General features: G+C 67.3%; 16 protein-coding genes. 7 read left to right on the forward strand and 9 right to left on the reverse strand.

What is annotated here, in order from left to right; genetic code table 11:
* Positions 1-83: 83 nt before the first annotated feature.
* From PFX98_RS22715 to xseA, 4 genes are all read right to left on the reverse strand, one after another.
* Entirely contained in the window at positions 84-1,487 is a 1,404-nt protein-coding gene (locus PFX98_RS22715) for a sensor histidine kinase (protein ID WP_285232754.1), read from the reverse strand.
* Positions 1,477-2,178, reverse strand: a complete 702-nt coding sequence (locus PFX98_RS22720) for a response regulator (RefSeq protein ID WP_285232755.1) — start codon at positions 2,176-2,178, stop codon at positions 1,477-1,479. The genes PFX98_RS22715 and PFX98_RS22720 overlap by 11 nt, the downstream gene beginning before the upstream one ends.
* An 82-nt stretch (positions 2,179-2,260) precedes the next feature.
* On the reverse strand, positions 2,261-2,842 hold the full coding sequence (locus PFX98_RS22725; protein ID WP_285232756.1) for a superoxide dismutase: 582 nt from the start codon (positions 2,840-2,842) through the stop codon (positions 2,261-2,263).
* An 82-nt stretch (positions 2,843-2,924) separates the two neighbouring features.
* A complete protein-coding gene (xseA, locus tag PFX98_RS22730; protein WP_285232757.1) occupies positions 2,925-4,226 on the reverse strand; it encodes an exodeoxyribonuclease VII large subunit in 1,302 nt (433 codons plus the stop codon).
* A 380-nt stretch (positions 4,227-4,606) separates the two neighbouring features.
* Here xseA and PFX98_RS22735 point away from each other — a divergent pair, with 380 nt between their 5' ends.
* The 7 genes from PFX98_RS22735 (at position 4,607) to PFX98_RS22765 (ending at position 9,594) form a co-directional block, all read left to right on the forward strand.
* The gene (locus PFX98_RS22735) at positions 4,607-5,248 is read left to right on the forward strand and encodes a MotA/TolQ/ExbB proton channel family protein (protein ID WP_285232758.1); all 642 of its coding nucleotides are present in this window, start codon (positions 4,607-4,609) and stop codon (positions 5,246-5,248) included.
* Positions 5,245-5,667 (forward strand): ExbD/TolR family protein, encoded by a 423-nt coding sequence (locus tag PFX98_RS22740; protein ID WP_285232759.1) that lies wholly within the window; start codon positions 5,245-5,247, stop codon positions 5,665-5,667. Before PFX98_RS22735 ends, PFX98_RS22740 begins: the two co-directional genes overlap by 4 nt.
* A gap of 270 nt (positions 5,668-5,937) precedes the next feature.
* On the forward strand, positions 5,938-6,969 hold the full coding sequence (gene lpxK, locus PFX98_RS22745; RefSeq protein ID WP_285232760.1) for a tetraacyldisaccharide 4'-kinase: 1,032 nt from the start codon (positions 5,938-5,940) through the stop codon (positions 6,967-6,969).
* Between the two features lie 5 nt (positions 6,970-6,974).
* Entirely contained in the window at positions 6,975-7,187 is a 213-nt protein-coding gene (locus PFX98_RS22750; RefSeq protein WP_285232761.1) for a Trm112 family protein, read from the forward strand.
* Complete coding sequence (gene kdsB / locus PFX98_RS22755; protein ID WP_285232762.1) at positions 7,184-7,951, forward strand: 3-deoxy-manno-octulosonate cytidylyltransferase; 768 nt, start codon at positions 7,184-7,186, stop codon at positions 7,949-7,951. The genes PFX98_RS22750 and kdsB overlap by 4 nt, the downstream gene beginning before the upstream one ends.
* Positions 7,952-8,081: 130 nt before the next feature.
* A complete protein-coding gene (gene adk / locus PFX98_RS22760; RefSeq protein WP_285232763.1) occupies positions 8,082-8,735 on the forward strand; it encodes an adenylate kinase in 654 nt (217 codons plus the stop codon).
* 100 nt (positions 8,736-8,835) lie between these two features.
* Positions 8,836-9,594, forward strand: a complete 759-nt coding sequence (locus tag PFX98_RS22765; protein ID WP_285232764.1) for a 3-hydroxyacyl-CoA dehydrogenase — start codon at positions 8,836-8,838, stop codon at positions 9,592-9,594.
* Between the two features lie 83 nt (positions 9,595-9,677).
* On the opposite strand, the gene PFX98_RS22770 is transcribed toward PFX98_RS22765, so the two are convergent.
* From PFX98_RS22770 to PFX98_RS22790, 5 genes are all read right to left on the reverse strand, one after another.
* Complete coding sequence (locus PFX98_RS22770; RefSeq protein WP_285232765.1) at positions 9,678-10,931, reverse strand: hypothetical protein; 1,254 nt, start codon at positions 10,929-10,931, stop codon at positions 9,678-9,680.
* Positions 10,932-11,000: 69 nt separating this feature from the next.
* Positions 11,001-11,432, reverse strand: coding sequence for an ExbD/TolR family protein (locus PFX98_RS22775; RefSeq protein ID WP_285232766.1), 432 nt, complete (start codon positions 11,430-11,432; stop codon positions 11,001-11,003).
* Positions 11,433-11,447: 15 nt separating this feature from the next.
* The gene (locus PFX98_RS22780; RefSeq protein WP_285232767.1) at positions 11,448-11,876 is read right to left on the reverse strand and encodes an ExbD/TolR family protein; all 429 of its coding nucleotides are present in this window, start codon (positions 11,874-11,876) and stop codon (positions 11,448-11,450) included.
* Positions 11,877-11,898: 22 nt separating this feature from the next.
* A complete protein-coding gene (locus tag PFX98_RS22785) occupies positions 11,899-12,720 on the reverse strand; it encodes a MotA/TolQ/ExbB proton channel family protein (RefSeq protein WP_285232768.1) in 822 nt (273 codons plus the stop codon).
* A 93-nt stretch (positions 12,721-12,813) separates the two neighbouring features.
* On the reverse strand, positions 12,814-13,470 hold the full coding sequence (locus tag PFX98_RS22790) for an ABC transporter substrate-binding protein (protein WP_285232769.1): 657 nt from the start codon (positions 13,468-13,470) through the stop codon (positions 12,814-12,816).
* Positions 13,471-13,548: the final 78 nt, after the last annotated feature.

The following is a 13,548-nucleotide window of genomic DNA, read 5'->3' on the forward strand; positions in this document are numbered from 1 at the left end:
CGCCGCGGAGCGGGCGGCAAGGCGTAATCTACGCAGAAGCACGGCGGATGTCATGACTTATGTCAAGCGCATCCCAGTAAACCCTAGGGCAGACGCCAGCGGATGCGGAAGCCCTGCAACTCGGGCCGGGTGAAGGCGGCCCAGCTGCCGCCCAGCCGGCTGATGATTTCAAAGGCAATCGCCAGGCCCAGGCCGGTGCCGCCGTCGTTGCGGGTGTCGGCGCGCGCGCCGCGCCAGAAGGCTTCGCTGAGGCGCGGCAGATCCTGCGGTGCGACGCCCTCGCCATCGTCCTCGATATCGATCTGCGCCTGCCCCTCCACCACGCCCAGGCGCAGCACGATGTGGGGGCCGCCATAGCGCAGGGCGTTGTCCAGCACGTTCACCAGCGCCTCGCCCAGCCACAGCGGGTGGGCCTGGGCCAGCACCGGCTCCATGGGCATTTCCAGGCTCAGGCTCTTGCCCTCGCGCGCCGCGCGCAGGGCCAGGGGCTCGGCGGCCTCGCGCAGGATGGGGCGCAGGTCCATGCGACCCTGCTCGCCATCGAAGGCCAGCGCCGCTTCCGAACGCGCCAGGCTCAGCAACTGGCCTATCAGGCGGGCCAGGCGCTCGCTGGACTGCAGCATCGCCCGCAGCACCGGCTCCCAGGCCGGCGCGGCACCGGCCGCCGCGGGCAAGGCCTTCAGTTCCTGCTCCAGCTCCTGGGTCAACACGCGCAGGCCCGCCACCGGGGTGCGCATCTGGTGCGCGGCATCGGCCACGAAGCGCCGCTGCAGGGCCACCGAATGCTGCACGTCGCTGAGCAAGGTGTTGATGCGCTCGATCAGCGGCACGGCCTCGGCCGGCACACCCTCGATCGGCAGCGGGCGCAGATCGCTGGAGGCGCGCTGCGCCACCTCGCGCGCCACCTCGCGCAGCGGCTGCAGGCCGCGCCGGATGCCCCAGGCCAGCAGCACCATGCTCAGGCCGCCCAGCGCCAGGGTCGGCAGCGCCATCGCCACCAGCACATCGCGCACCAGGCGCTGGCGCTTGCCACGCGTCTCGATCACGATGATGGATACCGAACGATCCAGCATCGGCGAGGTCAGCGAGAACATCGCGCCACGCACCGCCTGGCCCTGGAACTGGCCGTCAAACAGCAGCGGCTTGGCAAAGCTGTGGTGGCGCAGCTCGGGCCGCGGCACCTCGCCATCGCCCGCCAGCACGCGCCCGGACTCGTCCAGCACCACAAAGTTGTTGCGCTCGGTGCTGTCCCAGGTTAGCAGCTCCAGGGTCTGCGGGCTCATGTCGAGCAAGGGACCGCGATCGGTCCACGCCATCTTGGCGGCCAGCGCGCTGGTCTCGTCCTGCAGCCCGCGGTCGAAGGCGGCATTCGCGCTGCTGCTGGCCAGCCCATAGGCCCCGGCCGCCGCCAGCACGATGCCCAGCGCCCAGATCCACACCAGCGGCGCCAGCAATTGCCGGCGCAGGCTCGGCGGCCTAGCCGGCATGTTGCGCGTCCGCGCCGAGCAGCTGCTGGCCGGGCTCGAGCACATAGCCGAAGCCGCGCACGGTGCGTATCTCCACCCCCAGCTCGGCGAAGCGCTTGCGCAGGCGATGCACATAGACCTCGACCGAGTTCTCGCTGAAATCGGCCTCCCAGCTGGACAGGCGCGCCACGATGGCGTCCTTGCCCACCACGCGGCCGGCGCGCTGCATCAGCATCTCGGTGAGCGCGAATTCGCGCTGGCTCAGGCGCACCGGCTCGCCGCGGAACAGCAGCTCGCGATGCGCGCCGTCCAGCAGCAGCTCGCCGAGCTGCAAGGTGTCGCTGACGCGGCCCTGGGCACGCCGCTGCAGGGCGCGCAGGCGCGCAATCAGCTCGGGCAGATCGAAGGGTTTGACGAGATAGTCGTCGGCACCGGCATTGAGGCCACCGACGCGATCGGCCAGCTCGTCGCGGGCGGTCAGCAGCAGCACCGGCAGCTTGGCGCCCTGGGCACGCCAGGCGCGCAGCACCCCCATACCGTCCAGCCCTGGCAGGCCCAGGTCCAGCACCGCCAACTCGAACTGCGCCACCAGGCCGGCCGCAGCCGCCTGGCGCCCGTCGGCCAGCACGTCCACCTGCCAGCCCTCGCGCTCCAGGGCGCGCGCCACGCCCAGGCTCAGCGCCGCATCATCCTCGACCAGCAACACTCGCATCGGGGTCCCTCCAAGGTGGCCGGCATTGTCGGCCATGAAAAAGGCCGGTCAGCGACCGGCCTCGGCAAGGACGCCGCCTGGCTCAGGCGAAGTTGGCCTGCGCGAACTCCCAGTTCACCAGATGGTTCAGGAAGGCCTCGACGAACTTCGGGCGCAGATTGCGGTAGTCGATGTAGTAGGCATGCTCCCACACGTCGACGGTCAGCAGCGCCTTGTCGGCCGTGGTCAGCGGCGTGCCGGCGGCGCCAGTGTTGACGATGTCCACCGAGCCGTCGGCCTTCTTCACCAGCCAGGTCCAGCCCGAGCCGAAGTTGCCCACCGCGCTCTTGGTGAAGGCTTCCTTGAAAGCGTCGAAGCTGCCCCACTTGGCGTTGATGGCGTCCGCCAGCGCGCCGCTCGGCGCACCGCCGCCATTGGGCTTCATGCAGTTCCAGAAGAAGGTGTGGTTCCAGATCTGGGCCGCGTTGTTGTAGATCGGACCGCTGGACTTCTTGACGATCTCTTCGAGCGCCATGGCCTCGAACTCGGTGCCCTTTTGCAGGTTGTTCAGGTTCACCACGTAGGCGTTGTGATGCTTGCCGTGGTGGAACTCCAGCGTCTCGGCGCTGTAGTGGGGGGACAGTGCGTCCTTGGCATAGGGCAAGGCGGGCAAGGTATGTTCCATGGAGACTCCTCTGATTCGCAAGTGGGGCTAAAGATCGGCGCGATTGTAGGCAGCTTGGGCCAACCTTTTCGGGTGCGGGGATTCAGGCCGCGGCATCGGGTTTAAGCGCCAGCACCTGCAGTTCGGCCTGACCGTCCGCCAGCACCGCATGCACGGCCGCGCCGAGCTGCAGCTGCCGTACCGAACTCAGCGCCCGGCCCTGCCCGTCGTCCAGCCAGGCATAGCCGCGTGCCAGCACCCGGTGCGGGTCCAGCGCAGCGAGGCGCTGCGCCAGCGTGTCGAGCCGACGCGCCTGCCGTTCGAGCTGCTGCGGCAGCACGCGCACGAGCCTTTGCTGCTGATGCCGGAGGGTCTGCGCCTGCAGGCCCTGCAGCCGCGGCAAGACCTGACCCCAGCGCTGTGCCAGCAAGGCCAGGCGCCGGCGCTGGCGCGTCAGGCTGTCGCTCGGCCGCGCCAGCCGCAGGGCGACGCGGTCCAGGCGCTGGGCGGCGGCATCCAGGCGCTGCTCGAGCCGGCGCCGCAGCGTGCGCGCCAGGGCGTCCAGCGCATCCAGACAGGACGAGCGCGAGGGCGTCGCCAGTTCCGCCGCCGCGGTGGGGGTGGGCGCGCGCAGGTCGGCGGCCAGATCGGCCAGGCTGAAGTCGGTCTCGTGGCCGACGCCGCAGATCACCGGCAGGGCCGAGGCGGCCACCGCGCGCACCACGCGCTCGTCGTTGAAGGCCCACAGGTCCTCCAGCGAACCGCCGCCGCGGCACAGCAGCAGCAACTCGGCATCGCCGCGCTCGTTGGCAAGCTGGAGGGCGCGCACCAGGCTGTCGGGCGCCTCCGGCCCCTGCACCAGGCTGGGATAGACGAACACCTCGGCATGCGGTGCACGCCGTTGCAGCGCCGTCAGCACGTCATGCAGGGCCGCACCGGCGGTAGAGGTGATGACGCCGATGCGGCGTGCATAGGCCGGCAGGGGCCTCTTGCGCTCGGCATCGAACAGGCCCTGCGCCTCCAGCTTGGCCTTCAGGCGCAGGAACTGCTCATAGAGCGCACCGGCACCGGCGCGGCGCATCGCCTCGACGACGAATTGCAGCTCGCCGCGCGGCTCATAGAGCGCCAGCCGGCCGCGCACCTCGACCCGGTGGCCGTCGCCCGGCGCGAAGTCCACCAGGCTGGCGGCACGCCGGAACATGGCGCAGCGCAGCAGCGCCGTGGCGCCATCGGCGTCCTTCAGGCTGAAATAGCAATGGCCGCTGGCGGCACGGGTGAAACCCGACAACTCGCCCTCGACGGTGCAGTTGGCATAGCGGCTGGCGAGGCTGTCGGAGACCGCCGTCAGCAGCGCCTGCACGCCCCAGACCAGCCGTGTTGGAGCGGGTTTGAAGGGCTCAACCATGCGCAAACCCAATGCTGGCGCGGGTCCAGAACTCCACAGCCGCGCCAATACTGGCCTGGCGGCCCATGCGGGACGTCATGCGACCGTCACAGAGCCATAAACGCTTGAATTTCAAGAGCTTTTTCCTGCTTAAAAATGAGGCAATTTGTCCTTGGGCCCGATTCTGCGTGCTCCGGGGCCGATGCCAGCCCAGTTACGCACAAAGTTATCCACAGCAAAAGTGGATGACTTCGGAGGCACAAACCCTGACCAAAATCCGCCCGCCCGCTTGTCTTGGAGCGCCGGGCTTGGGGCCATAATCGCCCCCGCAGTGCGGCGCAGCCTGTTGTGCGGCGCCGAGCACCATGAACAAGCCGACCAAGTCCTGAGAGGGGTAGCCTTTGTTTTCGATCATACAAGCCGCCGGTTGGCCGATCTGGCCCCTGCTTCTGTGCTCCGTCGTGGCCCTGGCCCTGGTGATTGAACGCTTCTCCAGCCTGCGCGCCTCGCGCGTCGCACCCGGCCAGCTGCTGGACGAGGTGCTGGGCGTCACCAGCCAGCAACTGCCCAGCCTGGACGTGGTCAGCAAGCTGAGCGAGAACTCGCTCTTGGGCCAGGTGCTGGCCAGCGGCCTGCGCGCCGTGATCCTGGAGCCGCGCATCCCCGAGACACGCCTGCGCCAGAGCTTCGAGCTGTCCGGCCGCCATGCCATCCACCAGATGGAGCGCTACCTGAATACCCTGGGCACCATCGCCACCGCGGCGCCGCTGCTGGGCCTGCTGGGCACGGTGGTGGGCATGATCGAGATCTTTGGCAGCCAGAGCCCCACCGGCAACAACCCGACGATGCTGGCGCACGGCATCTCGATCGCGCTCTACAACACCGCCTTTGGCCTCATCATCGCCATCCCTTCACTGATGTTCTACCGCTACTTCCGTGGCCGGGTGGAAGCCTATGTGGTGGAGATGGAACAGGCCAGCGAGCGCTTTCTCTCGCACCTGAGCCGCTACTGCCTGCCGCCGCTGCAGCCCGCCAGCAAATGAAGTTCCGCCGCCGTGGCTCGGAGGAGCCGGAGATCAACCTGATCCCCTTCATCGACGTGCTGTTGGTGATCCTGATCTTTCTGATGCTGTCCACCACCTACTCGCGCTTCACCGAGCTGCAGATCACCCTGCCCACGGCCGATGCCGAGAAGCTGAAGGAGCGGCCGGGCGAGGTCATCGTCGCGGTCTCGGCCGAGGGCCGCTACGCCATCAACCGCCAGGCGGTGGATGGGCGCACGGTCGATGCGCTGGCCAGCGCGCTGCGCGCCGCCGCCGAGGGCCGCAGCGATGCGGTGGTGATCGTCTCGGCCGACGCTGCCACGCCGCACCAGGCGGTGATCAATGTGATGGACGCCGCGCGCCGCGCCGGCCTGCCGCGCCTGACCTTCGCCAGCCAGGCGACCGCCGGCAGCCCCTAAGAGCGTGTTTGCGACCCCGTCATGGTGCCCGCAAGGCAGCCCAGGGGCGCAATCTAGGCGCGCGCCGCAGGCCAGGCTCGTCGCCTGGCCAAGGTGGGCAACGACGAGTGCGCCCCTGGGCTGTCTTGCCCTTCGGGTTGCCCCGCAAAGACAGCGTCTGCGGCGTTGCAAATCCTCGCCGGGTGTCCAACCCGGCTGCGGTTTGCGCCTTGCATCCCCTGCCTTTGCGAGGCAACGGGCGCTATGACGGGGTCGCAAACACGCTCTAGGATGGGCTGGGCCGAGCGCATCCAGGCGGCCTGGCGGGACGACGACTGGCTGGCCCAGGCCTTGCGCCCGCTGGGCGCCCTGCACGCCGCCCTGCTGCGCCTGCGCGTGCTGCTCTACCGGCTGCGGATCAAACGCAGCGCCAGCCTGCCGGTGCCGGTGATCGTGGTCGGCAACTGGATCGTCGGCGGCGCCGGCAAGACCCCCACCACCCTCTATCTGCTGGAGCAGCTGGCCGCGCTGAAGCTGCGCGCCGGTGTGATCTCGCGCGGTTACGGCCGCGCCGAGGCGCAGCCGCTGGCCCTGGTGAGCGCGGCGTCGTCGGCCCGCGAGGTGGGCGACGAGCCGCTGCTGATCCATCTGCGCGCGCGCGTGCCGGTGGCCGTGGGGCGCGACCGCAGTGCCGCCGCAAGCGCCCTGCTGGAAGCCCACCCGGAGCTGCAGATCCTGATCAGCGACGACGGCCTGCAGCATTGGCGCCTGCCGCGCCAACTCAGCGTGCTGGTGTTCGACGAGCGCGGCCTGGGCAACGGCCGCCTGCTGCCGGCCGGCCCGCTGCGCCAGCGCGGCCCCCTGCCGGCGCCGCCGGGCAGCGCCGCGACCCAGCTGGTGCTCTACAACGCGGCAAGGCCCAGCACCGCGCTGCCGGGCTTCCTGGCGCAGCGGCGTCTGCGTGGCGCGGTCGGCCTGGCCGACTGGTGGCAGGGCGCACCCGCCAGTGCCGAGGCCCTGCAGGCCCTGCGGGGTCAGGTCTTGCTGGCGGCCGCCGGCATGGCGCAGCCGGGGCGCTTCTTCGCGATGCTGCGCGAGGCCGGCCTGAGCTTCGAGGAGCTGCCGCTGCCGGACCACTACGACTTTCGTACCCTGCCCTGGGCCGGCCGCAGCGCGGCGGTGCTGGTGACCGAAAAGGATGCCGTCAAGCTGGACCCGGCGTGCTGCGGCGGCGTGCCGATCTGGGTGGTGGCGCTAGACTTCAGCCCCGAACACGCTTTTCAGCAGGCCTTGCGCACCGCGGTGCAGGGGCTGCTGCGCTAGAGATCATGGACACAAGATTGCTGGAAATGCTGGTCTGCCCCATCTGCAAGGGCCCGCTGGAACATCTGCGCCACGAAACTGGCCGCGAGCTGGTCTGCCACGCCGATCGCCTGGCCTTCCCGGTGCGCGACGGCATTCCGGTGATGCTGGAGAACGAGGCGCGCGCCATCGATCCCGCGTCAACGGCACCGGCCCAGCCGAGCATGCCCGCGGCATGAAGTTCAGCGTCATCATCCCGGCGCGCCTGGCCTCCACGCGGCTGCCCAACAAGCCGCTGGCCGACATCCATGGGCTGCCCATGGTGGTGCGGGTGGCGCAGCGCGCCGCGCTCGCGGGCGCCGCGCAGGTGGTGGTGGCCAGCGATGCGCCGGAGGTTGTGGCGGCCTGCGCCGCGCATGGCGTGCGCGCCCTGCTGACGCGCCCCGACCACCCCAGCGGCAGCGACCGCCTGGCCGAGGCCTGCGGCCTGCTCGGGCTGGATGGCCAGGACCTGGTGGTGAATGTGCAGGGTGACGAGCCGCTGATCGAGCCGGCCATGATCCGCGCCTGCGCCGCGCTGCTGGCCGAGCGGCCCGACTGCGTGATGAGCACGGTGGCGCATGCCATCGACAGCGTCGAGGAATTCGCCAACCCCAATGTGGTGAAGTTGGTGACCGATGCGCGCCGAACCGCGCTGTACTTCTCGCGCGCGCCCATTCCCTGGTGGCGCGATGCGCCCGGCGGCGGCGCGCAACCGCATGCCGGTGCAGTGCTGCGTCATGTCGGCCTGTACGGCTACCACGCCGGCTTCCTGCGCCGCTTTCCCAGCCTGGCGGTGAGCCCGCTGGAGCAGATCGAGGCACTGGAGCAGCTGCGCGTGCTCTGGCATGGCGAACGCATCGCGGTGCACGTGAGCGAGCAGCAGCCGGGGCCCGGCGTCGACACCCCCGAGGATCTGGCGCGCGTGCGTGCCCTCGTTGCCGCGGGCCCGGCGGCCGGCTAGCCCCGGGTTACACCCCATCGTCGGCCTGCCGCGCGTCAGCGGCCAGTAGGCTTGCCCATGCTATCCTCGCCGGCAGTGTCTGGGGCCGGCCCAAGGGTTGGGCAGCCCTTGTTGAGTATTGAGGAGACCCATGCGACTGATTCTTCTTGGCGCGCCCGGCGCCGGTAAAGGCACCCAAGCGGCCTACATCTGCCAGAAATTCGGCATCCCGCAAATTTCCACCGGCGACATGCTGCGTGCCGCCGTCAAGGCCGGCACCGAAATGGGTCTGGCCGCGAAGAAGATCATGGACGCCGGCGGCCTGGTCAGCGACGAGATCATCATCGGCCTGGTGAAAGAACGCATTGCCCAGGCCGATTGCGCCAAGGGCTTTTTGTTCGATGGTTTCCCCCGCACCATCCCGCAGGCCGACGCCATGAAGGCGGCCGGCGTGAAACTGGATTTCGTGCTCGAGATCGATGTACCCAACAGCGCCATCATCGAACGCATGAGTGGCCGGCGCGTGCATGTGGCCTCGGGCCGCACCTACCACGTCAAGTTCAATCCGCCCAAGGCGGATGGCAAGGATGACCTCACCGGCGAGGAACTGATCCAGCGCGACGACGACAAGGAAGAAACCGTGCGCAAACGCCTGGACGTCTACCAGGCGCAGACGCGACCGCTGGTGGACTACTACTCGAACTGGGCCGCCCAGGGCGATGCCCAGGCGCCCAAGTACCGTCGCATCGAAGGCATCGGCTCGGTGGATGAGATCACCCAGCGCGCCCTCGCCGCACTGAGCTGATCCCGCGCAAGCCGCAAAGCCCACAAGCCGCTTCTCAGCGGCTTTGTTTTTGCCCGACAATTGACGTTTACGTTAACGTCACTCAGCTGGAGAAAGCATCATGGAGATCGCAGGCAAGGTATTCATCGTCACAGGCGGCGCCTCGGGCCTGGGCGAAGGCACGGCACGCATGCTCACGCGCGAGGGCGCCAAGGTCGTGATCGCGGACTTGCAGGCCGAGCGCGGCGAGGCCCTGGCGGCCGAACTGGGCGGCGCATTCGTCAAGTGCGATGTAAGCCAGGAGGCCGATGGCCAGGCAGTAATCGCCAAGGCGCTGAGCCTGGGCAAGCTGATGGGCCTGGTGAACTGCGCCGGCATCGCACCGGCGGTGAAAACGGTGGGCAAGGATGGCGCGCATCCGCTGGCGCTGTTTGCCAAGGTCATCAATGTGAACCTGGTGGGCAGCTTCAACATGATCCGCCTGGCCGCCGAGGCCATGTGCAAGAACGAGCCTGAGGCCACCGGCGAGCGCGGCGTGATGATCTCGACCGCCTCGGTGGCCGCCTATGACGGCCAGATCGGCCAGGTGGCCTATGCCGCGTCCAAGGGCGGCGTGGTGGGCATGACGCTGCCGATCGCGCGCGATCTGGCGCGCAACGGCATCCGCAACATGACCATCGCCCCCGGCATCTTCGGCACGCCGATGCTGTTCGGCATGCCGCAGGAGGTGCAGGATGCGCTGGCCGCCAGCGTGCCCTTCCCCTCGCGCCTCGGTCGTCCCGATGACTATGCCAAGCTGGTGCACCAGATCGTCACCAACGAGATGCTCAACGGTGAGGTGATCCGCCTGGACGGCGCGATCCGCATGGCACCGAAATAATCCTACGCGGGCTTGCAAGACAAAAGGCCCCGGAGTGTTGCCACTCCGGGGCCTTTTTTATGCGTGCTCAAGTCAGCCGCGCATCACTTCTTGCTGGTGCGCGCCTGCACGCTCCACAGACGTGCCAGATCGGCGACGCCGTCCGTGCCCTTGACGCCGCGCCAGGTGGCTTGCGCCTTGACCGCATCGCCGCCGATGAACTGGGCCAGACCCAGGTAGAGCTTGGCATCTTCGGGGCGCTTCAGATTGCCCTTCTCGATGCCCTGCTCGATCAGCTTGACGCCCTTGGCGGCCTCGCCGCGATGGGCAAAAGCCAGACCCAGGGTGATCAGCGCATTGCCGTCCTTGGCTTCCTGAGCGTCCTTCTCGGCACCCGTCTGGGCGGCCTTGGCCTCGGCGATCTTCTTGGCCAGCAGGTCGGCCAGGCGCTTGTGGCGCGCGCCCTCGGTACCCTGGCCCAGCACATTGGCGGCCAGGCCCTTGTCGACCACCTGCTTGCCCTCGTCGGGATAGCCGGCCTGGGCAGCGAGCTGCGCCATTTCCATGTAGTCGTTGGCGTCGCGCATATTGCCGGTGACCAGCTTGAGGCGGTAGACGTCCAGGGCGAAGCGGTCCGAGAAACCCTTCTTGCTCGGCAGGCTGCCGAGCAACTGGGCCCACAGCTGCTTGGTGGGGTAGTAGTTCAGCAGCTTCTCGGTGGCAAAGGCCTCCGCGCCGGCATCGTTCTTCTTCTGGGCCGCATACAGCAGCAGGTTCAGCTTGTCCTGGGTCGGCACCTTGCCGGCCTTCTCGTCCGCCTGCAACTCGGCCAGCGTGTCCTTCAGCACGGCGCCCATGTCGCCGGACTTGAACTGCGCCTGGCTCTGCACCTGCTTCATGGTCGGGCTGCTGCCGCCGGCCGCGAAGTATTTGTTGGACCATTCCAGTGCCTTGGCGGCATTGCCACCGCGCAGATAGGTGCCGGCAATCGACTCCATCATCTGCAGCTGGCTGGGGCCAGCCAGCTTGCCGGCGGCCTTCAGTGCCTCGAAGCCCCGCACCATGGACTCGGCGTCGCCCGCGCCCGACGCAGCGGCCACGCGCATGCCTTCGATCGCATTGTTCTCGGCGGCGGTCCGGCCCGCCACGGCTTCGGCGTCACGCACCTTGGCCAGCGCTTCCTTGTACTTGCCACCCTTGATGAGGGCCGAGGCATCTTTCAGATGCTTGCCCACTTCGGGACGCACGGTTTCGGCCTGCGCGACGGCTTGAGCAAACCCAAGCTCGCCCTGCGGGCTCAGGCTGAACATCAATGCCGCGGCACCCAGGGTCGCCGAGGCCAAGCTTTTGAGCTTCATTCGTCTATCTCCTACGAAGAAAAACGCGCCGGCCTTGCGGACAGCGCGTTCAATTCAATCAAGCGGTCATCAGTTCAGGAACTGTTCGTTGCCGACCATGCCCATCTTCTTGACACCGAGTCGCTGCGCCGCGGCCATCACTGCGGCCACATTACCGTACTCGACCAGTTTGTTGGGCTTGATGTGCACCTCTTCCTGGTCAGCCATGGCAGCGATTTCGGCCAGCTTGGCTTCCACGCTGGCCTGATCGGCCAGCGCCACGCCATCCCAGCTCACCGTGCCGTCGAAGTCGATGAAGACTTCGTGCACCACCGGCTCCTTGAGCGGAGGCGGCGGGTTGCCCGCGGGCATGTCCAGATTCACCGAATGCAGCTGGATGGGGATGGTGATGATCAACATCACCAGCAGCACCAGCATCACGTCGATGAGGGGCGTCGTGTTGACGTCCATCATCACTTCCGGTTCGTCCGAGCCGCTCGAACTACCAACATTCATTCCCATGCTGTTCTCCTGGGCTCAACCACCGCGAGCCGGAGGCTCGGTGACGAAGCTGATCTTCAGGATGCCGGCACGTTGGCAAGCCACCATCACGCGGCCCACCGATTCGTAACGAGCCTTGTCGTCGCCGCGAATATGGACTTCGGGCTGCGGATTGAGCACCGAAACCTTCTTCAGGCGTGTGACCAGGGCCTCGTTGTCCGGCACCAGGGCGGTGTACCAGTAGACGTCGCCGTCCTTGGTCACCGCGATTTCAATGTTTTCCGGCTTGGTAACGCGGACTTGGTTGGTCTCCTTGGGGAGATTCAACGCCACCGACTGCGTCACCACCGGAATGGTGATGAGAAAGATGATCAGCAGCACCAACATCACGTCCACGAGGGGCGTGGTGTTGATGGCCGAGACCACTTCATCATCGCCGGAAGATGATCCGACGTTCATGCCCATGATGGTGCTCCGGGGCTATCGATTAGCGCTTGACTTGACGGTTGCCCATCAGCACGCCGTGCAGGTCGCCAGCGAAGGCACGCACTTGCGCGATCACCGACTTGTTGCGGTTCACCAGCCAGTTGTAACCCAGCACGGCCGGCACAGCGACGGCCAGACCGATGGCGGTCATGATCAGGGCTTCACCCACAGGGCCAGCCACCTTGTCGATCGAAGCCTGGCCGGCCACACCGATGGCGGTCAGCGCTTGCAGAATGCCCCACACCGTGCCGAACAGGCCGATGAAGGGAGAGGTCGAACCGACGGTTGCCAGGAAGCCCAGGCCGCCTTGCACGCGGCTCTGCACTTCTGCCACCGAGCGATCGATGTTCATCGTCACCCAGGTGTTGTGGTCGATGTTCTCGGTCAGCGCGCCTTCATGGTGCTCGGAAGCCTCGATGGCGCTCTGAGCGATGTAGCGGAATGCGCCGGTTTCGTTCAGGCCCTTGACGCCTTCAGCCAGATTGGCCTTCTTGAAGAAGGTGGCGCGGACTTCCTTGGCTTCGCTGCTCAGCTTCTGGGTGTCCCACAGCTTGGTGAAGAGGATGTACCACGAACCCATGGACATGATCAGCAGCAGGCCCAGCACGCCCTTGGACACCATGTCGCCATGCGACAGGGTATGCATCAGACCGTAGGGGTTTTCTTCCTTCTTCGCGGCAGGCGCGGCGGCAGGAGCGGGAGCGGCATCGGCAGCCACTGCGGAAGCGGCATCAGCAGGAGCTTGAGCTTGAGCCATGGGCGAAACGGCCAGGGTCGCAGCAAAGGCGATTGCCGCAAACAAGGCGGAGATACGAGAGATCATGGAGTCAACTCCTACGCAAAAGAGATCGGGAACTCAGGTTAGACAGAACGGGATGGGTCCCAGCCACATCCCGGTATTCGGAAACTAGGATGATCAGTTGATGCGGAACAGGAATTCCTGCTCGAACACGTGATCGCCCGGGCATTCATAGCTGTCGCGCAGCGTGGCTTCGATCGCACCCAGCATCGCGCGTTGTGCCTTGCGGTCGTTGCCGCCCTGCATCTTCACGCTGGTGACTTCGATGGCCGTGACGCGACCCGACTTGACGGTTGCCAGCACCTTGAACAGCGCTTCACCACTCCAGCTCACGCCAGGCACTTCGGGCTGACCCATCTTGGTACAGACCATGCTCGCCTTCGGCGGGCCTTCGCGCTTCACCGGCGCCGGCGGGGCTTCCACAGGCCTGGGCGGAGGCGTGGCAGACACTTCGCGCGTCGGCGGCGGCGTGTTGCTCTGGACGGAAATCGTTTGTTGCGGCGGCGTCGGCGCGGTCACCTGCACCTCAGGCGGCGGCACGAACGGCGGCGGCGGCGCCTTCATGTCGGGCGGAGGCGGCAACAGCTTCTCCACCGGCGGCGGCGGCTTGACCTTCTCCTCCACCACCTTCACATCGATCGGACCCTTGATGGCCTCAACGGCCTTGCGGGCCAAACCGCTTGCCAGCGCCCAGATCAGGAATACGTGGATCACCACCACGACACCGAAACCTGTCACGCGCGACGAGCCGTTGTTCTCCTGCGCAAAGTTCATGCGCGCTCCTTCATAAGACTGCGAAACTCATTCATCAAGACACGTGGGGGAGTACGACTCTTCACAGCGCCTGCACGA

It is taken from the genome of Paucibacter sediminis, assembly GCF_030254645.1.
Taxonomy (GTDB): domain Bacteria; phylum Pseudomonadota; class Gammaproteobacteria; order Burkholderiales; family Burkholderiaceae_C; genus Paucibacter_B; species Paucibacter_B sediminis.

What these genes read in the sequence shown, in the direction of transcription:
- PFX98_RS22715 (WP_285232754.1), bottom strand. Translation starts at nt 1,487, where the DNA reads ATGCCGGCTAGGCCGCCGAGCCTGCGCCGGCAATTGCTGGCGCCGCTG.
- PFX98_RS22720 (WP_285232755.1), bottom strand. Translation starts at nt 2,178, where the DNA reads ATGCGAGTGTTGCTGGTCGAGGATGATGCGGCGCTGAGCCTGGGCGTG.
- PFX98_RS22725 (WP_285232756.1), bottom strand. Translation starts at nt 2,842, where the DNA reads ATGGAACATACCTTGCCCGCCTTGCCCTATGCCAAGGACGCACTGTCC.
- xseA (WP_285232757.1), bottom strand. Translation starts at nt 4,226, where the DNA reads ATGGTTGAGCCCTTCAAACCCGCTCCAACACGGCTGGTCTGGGGCGTG.
- PFX98_RS22740 (WP_285232759.1), top strand. Translation starts at nt 5,245, where the DNA reads ATGAAGTTCCGCCGCCGTGGCTCGGAGGAGCCGGAGATCAACCTGATC.
- lpxK (WP_285232760.1), top strand. Translation starts at nt 5,938, where the DNA reads ATGGGCTGGGCCGAGCGCATCCAGGCGGCCTGGCGGGACGACGACTGG.
- PFX98_RS22750 (WP_285232761.1), top strand. Translation starts at nt 6,975, where the DNA reads ATGGACACAAGATTGCTGGAAATGCTGGTCTGCCCCATCTGCAAGGGC.
- kdsB (WP_285232762.1), top strand. Translation starts at nt 7,184, where the DNA reads ATGAAGTTCAGCGTCATCATCCCGGCGCGCCTGGCCTCCACGCGGCTG.
- adk (WP_285232763.1), top strand. Translation starts at nt 8,082, where the DNA reads ATGCGACTGATTCTTCTTGGCGCGCCCGGCGCCGGTAAAGGCACCCAA.
- PFX98_RS22765 (WP_285232764.1), top strand. Translation starts at nt 8,836, where the DNA reads ATGGAGATCGCAGGCAAGGTATTCATCGTCACAGGCGGCGCCTCGGGC.
- PFX98_RS22770 (WP_285232765.1), bottom strand. Translation starts at nt 10,931, where the DNA reads ATGAAGCTCAAAAGCTTGGCCTCGGCGACCCTGGGTGCCGCGGCATTG.
- PFX98_RS22775 (WP_285232766.1), bottom strand. Translation starts at nt 11,432, where the DNA reads ATGGGAATGAATGTTGGTAGTTCGAGCGGCTCGGACGAACCGGAAGTG.
- PFX98_RS22780 (WP_285232767.1), bottom strand. Translation starts at nt 11,876, where the DNA reads ATGGGCATGAACGTCGGATCATCTTCCGGCGATGATGAAGTGGTCTCG.
- PFX98_RS22785 (WP_285232768.1), bottom strand. Translation starts at nt 12,720, where the DNA reads ATGATCTCTCGTATCTCCGCCTTGTTTGCGGCAATCGCCTTTGCTGCG.
- PFX98_RS22790 (WP_285232769.1), bottom strand. Translation starts at nt 13,470, where the DNA reads ATGAACTTTGCGCAGGAGAACAACGGCTCGTCGCGCGTGACAGGTTTC.